This window comes from Anabaena sp. AL09 (genome assembly GCF_001672255.1).
GTDB classification, from domain to species: domain Bacteria; phylum Cyanobacteriota; class Cyanobacteriia; order Cyanobacteriales; family Nostocaceae; genus Dolichospermum; species Dolichospermum lemmermannii.
The window spans coordinates 41,215-58,364 of sequence record NZ_LJOQ01000082.1 but is presented as its reverse complement, the minus strand read 5'-3'; the positions used below and the strand labels follow the sequence as shown (position 1 = coordinate 58,364).

Genomic DNA, 17,150 nt, shown 5'->3' with positions numbered 1-17,150 from the left:
TCGTAGTTTGATTTCAATATCACACTTGTAAACAAGCCATTTATCCGTCTGTAGATATGACCAACGACATCGATCTGATCAAGCGTCTTGGACCTAGTGCGATGGATCAGATCATGCTTTATCTTGCCTTCAGCGCCATGCGGACAAGTGGCCACAGGCATGGAGCATTTCTAGATGCAGCCGCAACAGCAGCCAAGTGTGCAATTTACATGACCTATCTAGAGCAGGGGCAAAACCTGAGAATGACTGGGCATTTGCACCACCTTGAGCCGAAACGAGTGAAAATCATTGTTGAAGAAGTAAGACTGGCTTTAACTGAAGGCAAACTTCTCAAAATGCTGGGTTCCCAAGAACCGCGCTATCTGATTCAACTTCCCTATGTCTGGATGGAAAAATATCCTTGGATACCAGGAAGATCCCGCGTCCCCGGTACGAATTTGACCAGTGAAGAGAAAAAACAAATTGAGCAAAAGCTGCCAGACAATCTTCCTGATGCCAAGTTAGTTACCTCATTTGAATTTATGGAGTTAATTGACTTTCTCCATAAGCGATCGCAGGAAGAATTACCTGCTAATCATCAGATGCCATTGAGTGAAGCATTAGCGGAACACATCAAGCGTCGGCTATTGTATTCAGGAACGGTAACACGCATTGATTGTCCCTGGGGAATGCCCTTTTATGCTCTCACTCGTCCGTTCTATGCTCCAGCCGATGATCAAGAACGCACGTACACAATGGTAGAGGATACGGCTCGGTATTTCCGGATGATGAAATACTGGGCAGAGCGTAAACCAAACACGATGCGGGCTGTGGAAGAACTGGATATTCCGCCGGATTGGATTGAGCCAGCAATGGAGGAACTAGACGAAATCATTCGTTCTTGGGGAGATAAATATCACCAAGAAGGCGGAATACCGATGATCTTACAAATGGTTGTTGGTAATAAAGATGAATAGAAAACAAAATTTTTATGTTGGGTAGGGTGGCATACTTACCAGCCCTACCGTTATGAATCTATTTACTCATGGGAGTTGAGGGGCTAAAGCGAAAGTCTATTGCTGGGAGTTAGAACCCAATGGCTTTGTAGACACCGCGCCGAAACCGCTAGATCCTTCACTGGCATCAATACAAGTATTTAATGCTTGAGTAGGACTTAAATCAATTTCTCGACGTAAACCAACTACACAATTAGCAAAGGTTACTGGTAACAAACTGCGACCACAGGATGTTAAAGTAGCTGAATTTTCTGAACCCTGATAACTTTTACTAATGCTAACTACACAGGTTGCTAGATCCTGTGGAATACGAGCCTGACGACAGGAAGAAAGGGCATCCACAGGTGTGATTTGTGTAAGCTTATGAATTTTTGCTACACATGAGGATAACTCTCGTGGTTGGAGTGCAGCGGCACAACTTTGAGATGCCGGTTTAGCTGTGATACCGACGCTCAACAGTTGAGCAGCACAAACCCGATAGTCATTTTCGTAGGAATCGGTAACAGCCATAGTAGGTAAACTACTGGCTAGTAATCCACCTATAGTTATCAATGATGCTGTAAATCCTCTGAAGAAATAATTGGTTTGTTTGTTCCCAAAGTTACTCATTTTTTTTCGCTTTTTAAGATAACCGTTTTCGATTCCACCAAGGTTATGCTACCGTAGAACTTAGTCCCAATCTTCTACTATCCAGGAATGTCGGTGCTTTTCCCCAGAAATCCACCGAAAATTGGTGAATTCAACGGATTGATTTCTCTGAATATTAGCGGTAAATAAAAGGCAATTTAGCTATAAAATGTCTATGCTTTTGGGAACTATGCCATAATGGTAGGTCTGAATAAAATTTTAGAAGGATTAAATTAAGGAAACTCATGTCCCGATATAGAGGACCCCGCCTCAGAATTGTCCGTCGTTTAGGCGAATTACCAGGCTTAACTCGGAAGAGTGCTAGACGTGCTTATCCCCCCGGACAACATGGTCAAAACCGTAAGAAGCGCTCTGAGTATGCTATCCGTTTAGAGGAAAAGCAAAAGCTCCGCATGAACTACGGTTTAACTGAAAAACAAATGCTCCGTTATGTTCGTAAAGCCAGACGAGTTGCTGGTTCTACTGGACAGGTGTTGCTGCAATTGTTAGAAATGCGCCTGGATAATACGGTTTTCCGCATGGGTATGGCTCCCACAATTCCAGCCGCCCGTCAATTGGTAAATCACGGTCATGTAACTGTTAATGGCAAACCAGTAGATATTGCCAGCTATCAGTGCCGTCCTGGTGAAGAAGTCGCTGTGAGAAACAGAGAAGCTTCTAAGAAGTTGGTGGAAGCTAACTTGCAATATCCCGGTTTAGCTAACCTTCCTAGTCATCTAGAGTTTGATAAAACTAAGTTGTCTGGTAAGGTCAATAGTGTGATTGAACGGGAATGGGTAGCTCTACAAGTTAATGAACTACTTGTGGTGGAATACTACTCACGTCAAGCGTAGTAGTCAGTAGTCAGTAGTCAGTGGTCAGTAGTTAGTGGTTATTAAACAACGAACAACTGACTAATGACTAACCGCCAATCTGCGACATGGTACGGGTGTAAGTGCCGACAGTACCAGGGTCGCGTTGCTTAAAGTTTATTTCTGATTTGATATTTAATATTTGTCTGACTTGTTCTTGTAAGTCTGTGGTGCTAATACCAGCACGCAAGGCGGTTTTTAAATCAATTTGACCTGTTTCGTTTAATAAGCAGGGACGTAGCCAACCATCGGCGCTCAGACGCATCCGGTTACAGCGATCGCAGAAACATTCTGACATTTGACTAATAAATCCTATTGTTCCTTTAGCACCAGGAATTTGAAAGACATCAGCCGGTCCATTACCGCGAATTTGGGATTCTGTTAAGCCCCAACGCTCACGAATGGATTGACGTAAATCCGCTGAAGATATCCAACCGCGATCGCTAAATAAGTCTCCGTTGCCAATGGGCATAAATTCAATAAATCGGACGTGCCATTGTTTATCAATAGTCAAAGCAGCCAAATCTAAGATTTCATGGTCATTAACGCCAGGAATTACGACTACATTTAATTTTAATGGGCTGAATCCTACCTCATAAGCAGACTGGATACCTTGCCATACTTGCTGCCAGCGTCCACGTCCATTATTACCAATTATTTCTTCAAATATATGTGGATCTAAAGAATCTAAACTAATATTAATTCTTTTTAAACCTGCATTATAGAGATTTTGGGCAATGGGAGCGAGTAAAAACCCGTTTGTAGTCATTGATAAATCTTCGGTTTGGGGAAGATGAGCAATTTTGGCGACTAAATCAACTATATGGGGACGGAGTAAAGGTTCACCACCGGTTAAGCGAAAGCGGGTAAAACCAACGGGAATAAATACTTCTTGAATGAGGGTAAGCAGTTCTTCATCAGTTAATAATTGCTGTTTGACAATATAGTCCAGTTCTGCGCCTTCTGGCATACAGTATTGACAACGAAAGTTGCAGCGATCAATTAAACTGATACGGAGGTAATCCACCTGGTTTATAGTTTCGCTGGTTGTCATATTTAAGGGTTATCTCTAACTATGTTTTTTTGGTAACTATGCCGATAACTTCTAGTGAAATTATCGTTTAATTTGCTTAGGAAAGTCAGGAACTAACAAAGATTGTGATAGTTCACCTTGTTCATTATAGAATTTTATTTGACCTTGTTCATTACATAACCATACTTCAATGGCTTGAGATTCTAAATATAATTTTTTCTTAAATTCCATTTCCTCAAAGGTATTACCAGTGGATTTAACTTCTATACAAATTTCTGGGGCTATAGAAGCTGATATTTCATCTTGAATTTGATCAAATCTTGCCTCTGAACACCAAACAACATCAGCAACTTTAACTCCATCTGATGTGTTGATTGCACATTCTGGCATGACTTCACCAGTTTTCAATAAAGATTCTAATAGACGTTGGATTCTTCCTTGATAAAAAGAGTGTTTAATCTTTACTGGACTCATGACGATTTGCCCCCATTTATTCAATTCAATCTTGAAGGGTAAATCTTGTAATTGTTTATGTTCACAAACTTCTTCCCATTTCATAGTCAATTACTTAGAGTGATTAGAATCATCTTAACTGATTTTTAGTTCCAGAATATGGAGAAATGTTATAGATACTAAAGTAATATTATTTTGTTCCTGTTGAGTTTTTAGCATAAGTTCTAAATCATCTCTAAGGGTTAGTTTTCCTAACTGAATTTTGATTTGCATTTCCCATAGGCTAACGATGCTTAGAAGTAACTCATGATGGCTCTACCGCTCCCTTTATGATATTTTCGGTAAAATATCCCTGAAACCCCTACACATCGCTTATTAATTTAGATTAAACCCATGTACACCAATGGTTTTGGATATATTAAAAGGATGTTTGATCATAAGGGGAACGGTAGAACCCTCATGATTAGGATTTTGAAGTAATGTCAGTGTGTCTCTAGGTATACGATCTGGTTCGCTATGCCACCACATAAAAGTGTGGGTATCGAATAGTAATTTCATGTTTCACCCAGCCAAAACTCATCAGGTAGTGGATCATCAAAATCATCATTGAATACACAAGAACCTAAACCGAGTCCTGGCTGTCGTAATCTTTTATTTGGCATAGACTGAGGTTCTTTATTAATCTTTACTTCTACCAATGTGCCAGTTACGTAAGTCCTGTAAATATTTGGTTTGCAATTTTCTGGTTTGTGTGCGTCTGGGGTATGTTTTCCTGAAAATGGTTGATTTACATAATTTTACAGTTTGATAAATACACCGAGATGGTATATTTATCATTGATGTATCTTGACGTAATTATTACCAATCTTAATTTAGGAGGATAGATATGAGTGATAAATTTATTCCGTTAGATTGTGATGATGATGTATTGTTATTTGATGGTAATGCCTCTACAGTTAGAAATTTTATTTGTTTAATTGAAAATAATTTTAAGGAAAAATTATTTCTTAGATTTAATTCTTCTACACAAAATATTGGAGATATATTAAAATGTATTTCCCTTGCTGCACCAGGAGGTACTGGAAGTTTAGGATATTTTGGATTGGGTGAAATTAAATGGGAATCTAATAGAGAAGGAGTCAGTTGTAAACTTTTGCGAATTGGTTCTCAAGGATGGCAATCAGGTAAAATAAGAATTAATATAAAGATAAGCATTACATCAGAAAAGATAACAAGCAGCAATAGTAATACAACATCATTTCGAGATAAAACTATAATTAAAGTCTGTTTAGAATTTTGTCCTGAAGAACCTGAAAAACCAGAATCACCGTTAGATGATCTGAGAAAAAGCTTAAACAATACGTAAATAAATCCATCAATATGGAAACGTCTAGCATTTTATAATTACAAAAATTCAATATTCTTGTACATATATTCAGGTTCTAAACATTCCCAAACTAAAACTAAATCACTAATAATTTTTCCAATTGACTGACGCTTTTAGCGAGCATAAATAACACCGCAATGTTCAATTCCTGTAGAAGCTAAACTCAGAAAATCATCATCAAAGGTAAAAATCACTCGTTTTTGAGATAAACAAAAAGCTAATTGTTGTTCATCAGATGCACCAATTAGCCCTTGTTCTGGCGAAGTAGTTGTATCAATTCCTCGTATTCTCAATCCAGTTGCTATGCCATTACCAACATTTTCATCAAGGTGAAATTTAATCTTGTTTGACACTTTCACCCTTTAAGATTTTCTCAATTAAAGATGGTTTATTTCCTTGTAATTGTTTAGCAAAATTTTCGCCTTCTTCAATTTGCTGTCTAATTTCTTCTCGATGATCATGATAATAGGTTAAAGCCGCATAAACATCTGCTAAAGTAATACTAGGATGTTGATAAATAATTTCATCAGGCGACATTCCCATCCTTTCATGCCAAATTACAATATCTTGAACCTTGATGCGATGTCCTGCAATGCGGGGTTTTCCTCCACATACTCCGGGAGTGATAACTATGTGTTCTTTACTAACAGAAATTGTACTCATAAAATTTGAGAATATACAAACTTATTTTCTATCTATCCAATAGTTCGGCTGACGTTGAAGGTGCATTACAGCTAGGATTTGAATTTTTTCACCATGAACTCTGTACACGATGCCATAAGGAAATCCATCAATATGGCAACGTCTAGCATTTTGGATCATTGGTGTCCAAGCATCGGGGAAATTAACTATGCGGTTAAGTGTACGTTCAACCGCATCAAGAAAGGTGTTGCCAAATTTAGAACTAATGGTGTCGTAATATAAAGTCGCTTCTTCAAGTTCTATTTGTGCATAAGGATCGAATTCGAGAAACATCAGCGATTCCTTAATCTTTGCAATACTTCATCGGCTGGAATTAACGCGACTTGACCTTCATCTATTGCCTGTATGCGATTTGCAATTTCTGTTTCCCAAGCAGTCTGGACTTCAGGATTAATTTCATCCAGACTTTTGAGAAGATGTTCAGCAAGCATCGCTCTGTATAGAGGAGGTAAAGTTAATACTGCTCCAAAAATTTCATCGTAAGTAACGTTAGCCATACAGAAAACTCCTTACAGAGTATAGTAATGGCATCTTAGCATAAATGCGCTTAACCTACTCTACGGACTAGGGGTGATAATTAAGCGTGTGTCAATATATCCCCATCAGAGACTTACGTAAATGGTAAGTCTCATAAAGGAGAATATGAAACAAAATCAAGCTTCAAAAATATGCTTTAAACAGCTAAACTCAACTGCTGAGGTAGTTGTTGCAAGATTAAGTTGATGACTTCTGGACTCCATTTGAGAACTGGACTACTGAAGTCTGCATAATGCTGACCTTTAATAGTGGGTTGCCAGTGGCCATAAGGCTTTTGCTGGTACTTCATAACTTCCAGCATTTTATTAACACGCCGATGAGTCCATTTTTCTCCAGTTATTGGACTAAGATGATTGTGGGCTATCTCTGTAGCAGTCAAATATTGTCGCCATTCTACCTTGACTGTAGTGATCCCTCGATATTGCGAAACTTCAACATTGCCAGTTGCAAAATGAAGTGGTTGCAAATATTCGGTATTTTGTGTCATCATGAGATAGACTCCTCCGTTTTAAACAAAAAAGAAATGTGAGTGACTGATATAGACCATCAGTTAGATTTTGATAGAGCAGGTGTCAGCAAAACTGTGGTGAGTTTATGCTGACATTAACTTTATCTATGGATGTAAAATTTTAATTTTTTCCCATGATCTAATTGTAACGGATGATCATGAGTTTGTCAACAATATTATCCCTATCATATAATATCTTGTCCTAATCGAGATGTCAATACCCAAAATTAAATTAGATTGTAGAATGCAAATAGATGGATTAGAAAAATTCTTGATTCTTTTCTTTGTAAGGGTAGGAAACTGTAATGTGAGATCCCCGACTTCTGTAATAAATTGATAATTTATTGACAAGTTTAAAAAAGAAGTCGGGAATCTAATGTTAACCGTTTTGGTTGTGAAATTTGCGATCGCCACTCCCTAACCTTCACTCTGACACCTGATTGCTTGATCAGGTAATCTAAAACTCTGTCAATTCGTTAAAAATAAATCCCCGACTTCCCAAAGAAATCGAGGATCTAGCTTTCAATTAATCACAAGTATTAAATTAAACAGCAGCTAATTCTGGACTCGGACGCTTACTGTTACGGATATTGGTAATCGCCTCAGCATAATCAGGAGCATTGAAAACAGCCGAACCCGCTACAATAGCATTAGCACCAGCTTCCAAAACTTGCCAAGTATTATTAGCTTTTAGTCCCCCGTCAACTTCAATCCAAGGATCTAAACCGCGTTCATCGCACATTTGACGCAATTTGCGGATTTTAGGAACTACGCTAGGAATAAAGCTTTGACCACCGAAACCGGGGTTAACGCTCATAATTAGCACCAAATCGCACAATTCTAAGACATATTCAATTAACTCCAAAGGTGTACCCGGATTGAGTACAACCCCAGCTTTCTTACCGAGTTCTCTGATTTGTCCGAGGGTGCGGTGGAGGTGAGGAGATGCGTTATGTTCTGCGTGGACAGAAATAATATCAGCACCAGCTTTAGCAAAACCTTCTACATACTTTTCTGGTTCCACAATCATCAAGTGGACATCCAGCGGTTTGGTGGTAACTGGACGAATCGCCTCCACAATCAGAGGACCTATTGTAATATTAGGAACAAAACGTCCATCCATTACATCAACGTGAATCCAATCTGCTCCCGCTTTGTCTACGGCGCGAATATCGTCACCCAGACGACTAAAATCTGCTGATAGGATAGAAGGAGCGATAACTATAGGTTTTTGAGATGAATTTTGGGTCATGGCTAGTGGGTTTTAAGCGTCTTCGTCTGTAGGCATTGTAACAAAATATGGAGAAATTATTAAAAATTAATTCAAAACTCAAATTTTTCAGAAAACTTCCCCCTCTTCCCTCAAAATATGCACAAAAATTGGATACTTTTTTGGAGTTTAGGTTTTTCTGGCTTGACTTTACCAGTCCTTGCAGGTGTCAAGGTTGCCAATTTTTTAGGTGCTAATGGCATTGATGCGCTGAAACTACATCAAGCTCCTTACAATTTGACTGGGCGGAAAATTGCTATTGGTCAAGTGGAAATTGGTCGTCCGGGGATGTTTGGCTGGGATAAAGCCGTATCTAAAAGTCGGGCTGTATCTCCATTTGCAGTGTTTTCACGCAATGTTCCCGCCAAGTCGAATGTTGGTGTTGATCCTCATGCCTATAATGTTTCTGGTGTCATGGTGAGTCAAGATAAGGCTTTTCCTGGTGTAGCACCAAATGCTCGATTATATTCTTCTGCTGTCGGATCTACAAAAAAAATCGGTCAACCAGAGGAGTGTTTATCAGCACAACACATTGCATTACAAAATGGTGGTGATGTGCGGGCGATTAATTTTAGTTTTGGTGAACCTCTGGAACGTGATCCCCGACCAGAAGCTATGTTAGATGGTAATGCTTTACTAACATTATGTATTGACTGGTCTAGCCGGGTTCATGATGTTGTATATGCCATTGCTGGCAATCAAGGCAAAGGCGGGATTCCCATTCCTACAGATAATTTTAACGCAATTAATGTGGCTTTTTCCTCAGAACGCGAGGGAATTTTTAATAAAGTTCACGTTTCTAATTTGGCTAGTATTAATCAAGGTATAGAAAATCGTTTAGCTGGGAAAGAATTTAATATTGGGGGGAGAAGTACAATTAATATAGTTGCTCCTGGGACTAATATTCCTGTAATTAATCCTGATGGTAAGTTAAATAAATCTACAGGTACGAGTTTTGCCGCCCCACAAGTTACGGCTACGGTGGCATTATTACAGGAATTTGTGGATAGACAATTACGAACTAAACAACGAAATTGGACTATTGATGCTCGTCGTCATCAAGTCATGAAAGCAATATTACTCAATTCGGCGGACAAAATAAAGGACAGTGGTGATGGTTTACGGTTGGGAATGACGAGGACTTTAATTGATAAACAAAATCAAGATTGGTTAGCAACGGACGCTTATAAAAATCCTAAAATTCCCCTAGATGCTCAAATGGGAGCAGGTCATTTAAATGCCTTTCGAGCCTATCAACAATTGAATGGTGGTGAATGGAAACCTAATGCAACTGTTGCGCCTATTGGTTGGGATTATGGTATTGTTAATGCTAATTCTTCTAGGGAATATGCTTTGCAAAAAGGTTTGAAACAAAATAGTTTTGTGGCTATTACTTTAATTTGGGATCGTTTGGTGGAGTTAAATGATAAAAATAATAATCAGGAATATGATATAGGGGAAACATTTATAGATAAAGGATTAAATAATCTTGATGTTTATTTAGTTAAGGAAAATGGGAAAAATAATGAAGTTGTGGTTTGTGATTCTGTGAGTGAGGTTGATAGTGTGGAACATATTTTTTGTCCAGTTCCTACTAGTGGGAATTATAAAATTCGGGTGCAATTTAAGAAGCAGGTAAATGAATCTACTCAACCTTATGCTTTGGCCTGGTGGACTGTAGGTGAAAAGTGATATAAGTAGTCGGGCAAAATTAATTGAACATTTTAAAAATTCCTAAACCAATTAATTTTGTAGGGGGACAACCCCCTGTGGTTGCCCCAAATACCGGGGTAGGCACGGGGGCGCTACCCCTACATTAAATCCAAATCTTTTATGCTTTAAATATGCTGTAAAAACTCAACTTCTGGTAATAAAGGATCATTAACAATGCCTACACCAGCAAAACTCCAACGTTTGATTAAACTACCTATTTGGGAACTAGCAAGAGATTCTACAGTCAACTGGCTGGCTAAATCAGCAGCATGAGTATTGAGATAACTCAAAGCCTCGAAATCTTCTTTAAATAATAATAAATATCCTGATTTAGCATCATCAACACGGGCTGTGAGATATTTACCATCTGTTCTTGAACGAATAATATAATAAACCATTTGACAACTAACAACTGACAACTAACAACTGACAACTAACAACTGACAACTAACAACTGACAACTAACTAATTCAAATCTTCTAGCTTAATTCGAGGATCTGCTGCTTTTAAAATTAAGTCAGCAATTAAATTACCAATAATCAATAATACTGCACTCATTACTAAACTCGCCATTACCAAATATTGGTCTTTAGCTAAAACAGCTTGTAAAGTTAACTTTCCTAAACCCGGCCAGTTAAAGAAATTCTCCGTAATAAATGCACCACCTAACAAACCTGCTAATTCAAAACCCAATAAAGTAATTAACGGATTAATAGCATTTCGCAAAGCATGAACATAAATCACCCGATTTTCTGGAAGTCCTTTAGCGCGAGCAGTTTGAATATAATCTTGGCGTAAAACATCCAATAATTGACCACGCATAATTCGTTGCAAACCCGCAAAACTGGTAATACTTAAAGCAATTAGTGGTAAAACTGAATGCCAAGCGATATCGAGAATTTTACCTAACCATGTCAGGTCTGCATGATTAATACTGGTCATATTACCCACCGGAAAAAGTGGAGTAGTCAGTTGAGCAAAGAATAGTAGAAATAAGACAGTAATAAAACTGGGAATACCTTGACCAGCATAACTGACTATCTGTAAAACTTGGTCAGTTCGGCGATTTTGTTTCACAGCAGCGAGAATACCTAAAGGAATGGCGATCGCCCATGTGATAATTAAAGAAGCGATCGCTAATAACAACGTGGCTGGAACTCTTTCCCATAGCAGCGATGATACAGAACGTTGATAAACAAAACTTGTACCAAAATCACCCCTTGTCAAAATTTGCTTTAACCAAAATCCAAACTGTTGTGGCCAAGATTTATCTAAACCAAATTGTCGTCTAATTTCTTCAATCCGTTCTGGTGAAATTTTCGGATTTTGCCGCAGGGTATCTACATAATCTCCCGGAGACAACTTCATAATAAAAAATGACAAAGCAGACGCTAAAAAAATCGTCAATAGCGCCTGTAAAAGCCGTTTTATCACATAAATAAAAGTTTCATCCGTAACTCGCCTAATTAGCAAGTCTCGACTTATATCCAAGGAAATTTTTGTATTTGTCATTAGTCATTAGTCATTAGTCAGTTGTCAATTATGTTTTCTAATATTGAACCAGTGAGATAATAGGGACATCAGGTAAATGTTTCCGTCCTTGCAAATCCATTAGTTCGATGATAAACCCAAACCCTATCAGTTCACAGTCAATCTTTTGTACCAACTTAGCTGTTGCACTGGCAGTACCACCAGTAGCAATCAAATCATCCACAATTAAAACTTTGCTACCTGGCACTAAAGCATCTTGATGTACTTCTAATGTATCTGTACCATACTCTAGTTGATATTCAATTGAGTGAACTGCTGCCGGTAATTTCCCTTTTTTCCGAACAGGAATAAAACCAGCACCTAATTTATAAGCAACAGGCGCACCAAAAATGAACCCTCTTGACTCCATACCAATAATATAATCTACTTGAAGTTCAATTTCAGAACATTTTTGTGCTAAAAAATCAATAGTATAACGCAATCCGTCCGGGTCGCTTAATAGAGTAGTGACATCTCGAAATAAAATTCCCGGCTTAGGAAAATCCGGTATATCACGAATCAGAGATTTTAAATCCATATTATTTACGTAAGTAGTTAGTGGTCAATGAAGAAACAAAGGGCAAGAAGCGAAAATTTTCCTAATCTCTGCCAAATCCTACCCTATAATGTCATTGACGATCACCAAGAATTTGAAAATTTAATGTATATGCAAATATTTGGGTAGAAAAACTAAGTAATGTATATAATTGAACTGCCATATCGCGCCAGCAATTAGCGGTGGACGGATAAGTAAATCAGTTTATTGGAAACGTATAAGGTATTTGATAGAATGAACGTCTCTGCTAGTGTCACATCTTTAAACATCCCAAAAGCTCAGGGAATGCCCATGATTTTGGATACTTTACCAGATCCAGCGATCGCTGGTCAGGTATGTCCAGCCAGAACTAGATTGCAAATAGATTTGATGTTACTAGCCATTGAAGCCTTAGAAATAGGCGGTTCTGAAGCCATTTTGTCCTTTGCTGAAGAATTAGACCTCCAAGGGATCATCAAAAATCGGGTAAACTTATGGCGGATGCGAGCATCTAACCCCATGCGGAGAGCGCATAGTCGCCGGCCTTTAGCTATTTTAGAAGCCAAAGCGTTAGTAGTTGTTGCCTGCTACATTTCTCGACGCTTAACAGTTGTGATCCGCCAACTACTAACCATATATCAACAATTGGCTGAGAAGCAGATTCCCCCAGAACAAAATTTAAGATTAGCTAATTACCTAGAAAGGTTTAGAGCGCATTTTAAAAGTCGAATGAATTCCCGTCGTTCCGGTGTCCTAGCATTAACTTCTGATGAAAAATTAGATGAACTAGCTATAGACTTATTAGGAAAATTACTATTTTGTACAGGTACAGCGGGAATGCAACGGTACTGGATTTCTCTTTTTGACGGTGAGGTAGAATAAATAGAAATGAATATCCAACGTAAATATAGTTTGCCTAATTGTACCCTGCTCCTAGAGGGGTTAAGTGACATAACACAGACTGCTAACTTTCAAGAACTGCGTCCCCAACTATCTATATTAGTGAATGCAGAATGCTATATATCTAGTTATACTCAACCCATTGTTGGTGGCAGGGAATTTTTTGAAAGCTTAGTTAGAGCAGTCAGCGCCTACGCCCAAGAAGTTTTAAGCAATATCCCCAACCCTCAAGTTCAGAATCATAATTCAGAGTTAGTTGAATTACAAAAAATTAACAGCAACAGCCACAGATTAACTGTTCACACCGAAATCACAGGAGACAACCTGGGGGGAAACACCAGCGAAGGACAACCCATTCAAATTGTCCTGAACACAGTCCAATTATTTGATTTAGTTGAAGCCGTAGATCAGTTTTTTGCTGACAGCCAGACTTTACCAGAATTATCCCTAGAACTACACCCAGTTAATCGCAGTTATAGTGGTTCAAATCAAACCTTACTCAAACAGGCAATCCCGGCCACCATGGGCGTATCCAGTCTAGCCGTAGCTGCATTGGCTTTTAGCTTAATTCCTGCACCTCAAGTCAGTCCACCTCAAGTCAACCCAGAGGTTGAGTCCAGCACTTCTATCCCCACGCCCACAGTAGCAGTAACCCCCACAACTACACCCACAACTACACCCACAACATCAGCAACCCCTACCGCAGTTCAAGATTTAGAAACACTTTTAAAGACAGTTCCAGAAATAAAAGATCCATCTCAATTACGGGCATTAAATCGCCAAGTTTATAACCAAATTCATCCAGCTTGGGTAAATCGCTCAGAATTGCCAGAGGATTTAGTCTATCGTTTAGGTGTCGCCGCCGATGGTAGTATCGTTGGTTATAAAGCAGTCAATCAGAAAGCTAGTGACGCAATAGATAAAACACCACTACCTAAGCTGCTCCATAATCCTGCTAATCGCGTCCCGAATGAACCTATTGCTCAATTCAAAGTCGTATTTACCCAAAAAAGGTTTTTAGAAATTAGTCCCTGGCTAGGATACGCCAAAACACCAGAAGTAACTGGCAAAAAAATTACTGACACCAGTAAAATCAAAGATCTAAATCAAAAGCTGTATAGTACAATTCGTCAAAATTGGAGTGTGACTCCCACCTTTGCCAGCAACTTGAAATATCGAGTAGCGGTGAATAAAGAAGGTGTGATTGCTGACTATGAACCACTCAACCAAGTTGCTTTTGACTACTTCCGGGAGACACCTTTACCCCAGATGTTCCAATCAGTTTATGGCTCAAATGTAGCTGCACCCGATAATAAAGAAGCACTAGCTCATTTTCGAGTAGTCTTTACCCCTAAAGGTGAATTAGAAGTCAAACCTTGGAAAGGATATAAGTAATTGTCAGTTGTCAGTTGTCAGTTGTCAGTTGCAAAAGAATATTTCTTTCCTCTGCACCCCTGACTAACTGGGATCTTGAGGAATATTCAATTTTCGCCCAAAACGGTCATAAACTAAAATATCCCATTGTCCATTATTGCTATATTCAAACGCAATTCTACTACCATCAGCACTAATAGTAGGATTGCGGACTTCTCCTTGGATATCACCAGCTAAATTTCGTGATTGACGCACATCTCGATCATAAAAAACAATTTGTGTTCGTCCTTGACGACTAGCAGCAAAAACAATGAATTTACCATTATCAGATGATGCAGGATGGGAAGCAATCGTATCAAAAGAATTTAAACCTGGTAAATCCACCAAATTCCGAGTCACCGTATCAAACATATATACATCTTGACTGCCTCGGCGATCGCTCGTAAACACCATATATCTCCCCGAAATTTGCGGATTTAACTCCGATGAAAAACTATTAAGACTCCTACCCCCAGAATCAAATGGGTAACTGAGTAAACGCGGATAGCCAAAACACCCAGTTAATAGAGTTGAGCATAAAATTAAAATAATTGATAATTTATAATTCATTTAAAGATGAGGGAACAGGGAACAGAGAACAGGGAACAGGGAACAGGGAACAGGGAACAGGGAAGAAAAGCAGGAAGCAGGAACCGCAGAGGGTTAATAAACCAATTACCAATTACCAATTACCAATCCTGAAAATCCTTAAATCCTGGACATCCTGATTCAGACAAAATAAATTTTAATTGGTATTCACCGTTGCACCATTAGGAATATCTAACTCAATAGTTGGACCCCTATCGAGAACTTCAATATCCCATTGTCCACGACCAGCAGATTCAAACGCAACATAACGCCCGTCAGGACTAATAGTAGGATTTCTCACCCAACCACGAAAAGTGGGAGTCAGAATTTGTGAATTTTGCGAAGCCCGATCATAGAGTGCTACAACTGGTCTACCTTGATCACTGGTAATATAACAAATGTAGCGTCCTGTATAACTCAAACTAGGACTTTCCGCAATTACAGATTGTCGGTTTAAGCCCGGTGTGGGAATAAAACTTTGATTTTCTAAATCGTATACTAACAACTGCTGACGACGAGAACGATTGGAAATAAAAGCCAAAAAACGGCCATTACCACTCATTGCCGGTTGTTCTTCAGTATATCGGCTATTCAGAGAAGTTACTCCCATCGGGATATTATCAGCAGCACAAGATATTAGTAAACTTGTCAGTCCAAAAATTAGGCTCCAATAAATAGACTGTTGGAGCCAGAAGCTAGGTGTAAATGTTTTCACATTACTGTTTTCCGTCGTCCACCCCAAATGTTTTAAATATCGTCATCAAAATCGGAATTATCCGGCTCATTATTGGGCTTATTAATGGGATTGTATGGTACATAATCCGTTGGTATAGCCTCATCATCATCCTGTCTTCTAGGCGGAACTGAGTCTCTGGGAGGACGACGTTTTCTGGGTCTAGGAGTAGGAGCAACATCATCCTCTCGGCTTTCTGGGCGTTGGGGGCGATTATTACCGCTATTACTGTTATTACCGCTATTATTGCGACGTGGTGGTTTTCTTACTTCATCTTGAGAATTTGCACCTTCCCAATCATCAACTTGTCTGGGAGCAGAACCCCAATTTTCATCTGTATTACTCTCGCTGGGACGACCGACTGAACGCCCAGAATTAGGACGACGCTTTCTTTCTCCTGAATCTGGTCTTTCCCTGTTCCGTGGGTTTGGTGAACTGCGTGGTGGTTGTTCTTCGTAATAGTCATCACGGGGAGAACGTTCATCTCGACTACCGCGAATTCTCGGACGTTGAGGAGCTTCTTCCTCTTCTTCATAAGGTAGCGGTTCTAAATCTGCATCCATCTCAGCTTGATAATTGCGCCGCTCAGAATAGGAATATTTCCTGCTAACCTCGCGTTCATCGTCCACAATGGGAGTATTGCGTTTAGCTTGTTGAGTAGCGATACTCCGCAGACGAATACTTTCAACCGCAAAAAATACCGTAGAACCTACCAAAAGCAACTGACCAAATTGTAAAATTGGATCAAGTCGCCATCCTTGGAAGACAAGAATAAAGCCGCATAATAAGCCAACCGCTGCAAAAAAGATGTCTTGATCTCTTGACAGTTCTGGCCGGACAGTCCTAAGAAAGTACAGTGCTGCTCCAGCTACAGCCAGGAAAATTCCGAGAATACTGGCTGAGTTCGCTCCAAAATTTACCTGAGCTAAAACACTGGCTGAGTTCAGCCCAAAATTAACCATTGGCGTTTTCCTAATATCAAATCTATATTAACGAGTTACACTTACCATCACTATTTTAACCAGTCATAATATTGTAGAAGAAGAATACTGGAGTTCAGAAGTCCAGGAGAAAGGAGAAGACAATTCTTCCCCAGTCCCCAGTCCCTAAGAATTAAAAACGTTGGATTTTATCTTTTTGGCTAATGAAAATTAGACCAATGGTAGCAGGGATAACGACAATCGCAGTCCCAAAAACCAAACTCCAAAGAAAATTTGCTAAAGAGGGTGTCATAGTTCTCAACCTTTTTTTACACAGTTTATTCTCATTTTAATCCTGGATTACTTTCTTGAAAAGTAGAACAGGATTATCTATCCAACTTGGTATCTACTTGATTGATGATCCCAAGTCAATA

General features: G+C 39.1%; 22 protein-coding genes. 6 read left to right on the top strand and 16 right to left on the bottom strand.

All coding sequences use genetic code 11. The annotated features are described in order from the left end of the window. Positions 1-56: 56 nt before the first annotated feature. A complete protein-coding gene (gene hetR, locus AN490_RS15895; protein ID WP_148763494.1) occupies positions 57-956 on the top strand; it encodes a heterocyst differentiation master regulator HetR in 900 nt (299 codons plus the stop codon). 96 nt (positions 957-1,052) lie between these two features. Here hetR and AN490_RS15890 read toward each other — a convergent pair whose 3' ends face one another. Beyond that, the gene (locus AN490_RS15890; protein ID WP_300005299.1) at positions 1,053-1,604 is read right to left on the bottom strand and encodes a hypothetical protein; all 552 of its coding nucleotides are present in this window, start codon (positions 1,602-1,604) and stop codon (positions 1,053-1,055) included. Positions 1,605-1,867: 263 nt separating this feature from the next. On the opposite strand from AN490_RS15890, the gene rpsD reads away from it, so the two are divergent. Beyond that, complete coding sequence (gene rpsD, locus AN490_RS15885; protein WP_015078256.1) at positions 1,868-2,476, top strand: 30S ribosomal protein S4; 609 nt, start codon at positions 1,868-1,870, stop codon at positions 2,474-2,476. A 67-nt stretch (positions 2,477-2,543) separates the two neighbouring features. On the opposite strand, the gene moaA is transcribed toward rpsD, so the two are convergent. Together moaA and AN490_RS15875 are read right to left on the bottom strand one after the other, a co-directional pair. Next, on the bottom strand, positions 2,544-3,530 hold the full coding sequence (gene moaA / locus AN490_RS15880) for a GTP 3',8-cyclase MoaA (protein ID WP_300005336.1): 987 nt from the start codon (positions 3,528-3,530) through the stop codon (positions 2,544-2,546). A 78-nt stretch (positions 3,531-3,608) separates the two neighbouring features. After that, a complete protein-coding gene (locus AN490_RS15875; protein WP_300005296.1) occupies positions 3,609-4,085 on the bottom strand; it encodes a Uma2 family endonuclease in 477 nt (158 codons plus the stop codon). Positions 4,086-4,866: 781 nt separating this feature from the next. Here AN490_RS15875 and AN490_RS15870 point away from each other — a divergent pair. Further along, entirely contained in the window at positions 4,867-5,346 is a 480-nt protein-coding gene (locus tag AN490_RS15870) for a KGK domain-containing protein (protein WP_300005293.1), read from the top strand. A 134-nt stretch (positions 5,347-5,480) separates the two neighbouring features. Here AN490_RS15870 and AN490_RS15865 read toward each other — a convergent pair whose 3' ends face one another. The 6 genes from AN490_RS15865 to rpe all read right to left on the bottom strand — a co-directional run bounded on the left by AN490_RS15865 (position 5,481) and on the right by rpe (position 8,366). After that, the gene (locus AN490_RS15865) at positions 5,481-5,720 is read right to left on the bottom strand and encodes a DUF5615 family PIN-like protein (protein ID WP_300005290.1); all 240 of its coding nucleotides are present in this window, start codon (positions 5,718-5,720) and stop codon (positions 5,481-5,483) included. Next, positions 5,704-6,030 carry a DUF433 domain-containing protein gene (locus AN490_RS15860; RefSeq protein ID WP_300005287.1) on the bottom strand — a complete coding sequence of 109 codons (327 nt, stop codon included), beginning with the start codon at positions 6,028-6,030 and terminating at the stop codon, positions 5,704-5,706. Before AN490_RS15860 ends, AN490_RS15865 begins: the two co-directional genes overlap by 17 nt. A gap of 21 nt (positions 6,031-6,051) precedes the next feature. Further along, positions 6,052-6,342 carry a type II toxin-antitoxin system RelE/ParE family toxin gene (locus AN490_RS15855; protein ID WP_300005284.1) on the bottom strand — a complete coding sequence of 97 codons (291 nt, stop codon included), beginning with the start codon at positions 6,340-6,342 and terminating at the stop codon, positions 6,052-6,054. Next, entirely contained in the window at positions 6,342-6,566 is a 225-nt protein-coding gene (locus AN490_RS15850) for an addiction module protein (RefSeq protein WP_300005281.1), read from the bottom strand. Before AN490_RS15850 ends, AN490_RS15855 begins: the two co-directional genes overlap by 1 nt. Positions 6,567-6,742: 176 nt before the next feature. Then, a complete protein-coding gene (locus tag AN490_RS15845; protein WP_300005279.1) occupies positions 6,743-7,096 on the bottom strand; it encodes a hypothetical protein in 354 nt (117 codons plus the stop codon). Between the two features lie 562 nt (positions 7,097-7,658). Next, positions 7,659-8,366 (bottom strand): ribulose-phosphate 3-epimerase, encoded by a 708-nt coding sequence (gene rpe / locus AN490_RS15840; protein ID WP_015078151.1) that lies wholly within the window; start codon positions 8,364-8,366, stop codon positions 7,659-7,661. A gap of 117 nt (positions 8,367-8,483) precedes the next feature. On the opposite strand from rpe, the gene AN490_RS15835 reads away from it, so the two are divergent. Beyond that, complete coding sequence (locus tag AN490_RS15835) at positions 8,484-10,076, top strand: S8 family serine peptidase (RefSeq protein WP_300005274.1); 1,593 nt, start codon at positions 8,484-8,486, stop codon at positions 10,074-10,076. A 146-nt stretch (positions 10,077-10,222) separates the two neighbouring features. Here the strand turns inward: AN490_RS15835 and AN490_RS15830 are convergent, their stop codons facing one another. The 3 genes from AN490_RS15830 to AN490_RS15820 form a co-directional block, all read right to left on the bottom strand. Continuing rightward, a complete protein-coding gene (locus AN490_RS15830) occupies positions 10,223-10,495 on the bottom strand; it encodes a hypothetical protein (protein WP_300005271.1) in 273 nt (90 codons plus the stop codon). 67 nt (positions 10,496-10,562) lie between these two features. Then, the gene (locus AN490_RS15825) at positions 10,563-11,609 is read right to left on the bottom strand and encodes an ABC transporter permease (protein ID WP_300005268.1); all 1,047 of its coding nucleotides are present in this window, start codon (positions 11,607-11,609) and stop codon (positions 10,563-10,565) included. A gap of 37 nt (positions 11,610-11,646) precedes the next feature. Further along, entirely contained in the window at positions 11,647-12,165 is a 519-nt protein-coding gene (locus AN490_RS15820; RefSeq protein ID WP_015078147.1) for an adenine phosphoribosyltransferase, read from the bottom strand. A 252-nt stretch (positions 12,166-12,417) separates the two neighbouring features. On the opposite strand from AN490_RS15820, the gene AN490_RS15815 reads away from it, so the two are divergent. After that, positions 12,418-13,044: a DUF3038 domain-containing protein gene (locus AN490_RS15815; RefSeq protein WP_300005264.1), complete on the top strand. Its 627-nt coding sequence runs from the start codon at positions 12,418-12,420 to the stop codon at positions 13,042-13,044. Between the two features lie 6 nt (positions 13,045-13,050). After that, positions 13,051-14,457: a DUF4335 domain-containing protein gene (locus AN490_RS15810; RefSeq protein WP_300005261.1), complete on the top strand. Its 1,407-nt coding sequence runs from the start codon at positions 13,051-13,053 to the stop codon at positions 14,455-14,457. A 63-nt stretch (positions 14,458-14,520) separates the two neighbouring features. On the opposite strand, the gene AN490_RS15805 is transcribed toward AN490_RS15810, so the two are convergent. The 4 genes from AN490_RS15805 to AN490_RS15790 all read right to left on the bottom strand — a co-directional run bounded on the left by AN490_RS15805 (position 14,521) and on the right by AN490_RS15790 (position 17,029). Further along, entirely contained in the window at positions 14,521-15,045 is a 525-nt protein-coding gene (locus tag AN490_RS15805) for a TolB family protein (RefSeq protein ID WP_213712064.1), read from the bottom strand. A 175-nt stretch (positions 15,046-15,220) separates the two neighbouring features. Beyond that, complete coding sequence (locus tag AN490_RS15800) at positions 15,221-15,778, bottom strand: TolB family protein (protein ID WP_213717757.1); 558 nt, start codon at positions 15,776-15,778, stop codon at positions 15,221-15,223. A 32-nt stretch (positions 15,779-15,810) separates the two neighbouring features. Continuing rightward, positions 15,811-16,758: a Ycf66 family protein gene (locus AN490_RS15795; RefSeq protein WP_300005257.1), complete on the bottom strand. Its 948-nt coding sequence runs from the start codon at positions 16,756-16,758 to the stop codon at positions 15,811-15,813. Positions 16,759-16,909: 151 nt separating this feature from the next. Beyond that, a complete protein-coding gene (locus tag AN490_RS15790; RefSeq protein WP_015081410.1) occupies positions 16,910-17,029 on the bottom strand; it encodes a photosystem II reaction center X protein in 120 nt (39 codons plus the stop codon). Between the last annotated feature and the right edge of the window lie 121 nt (positions 17,030-17,150).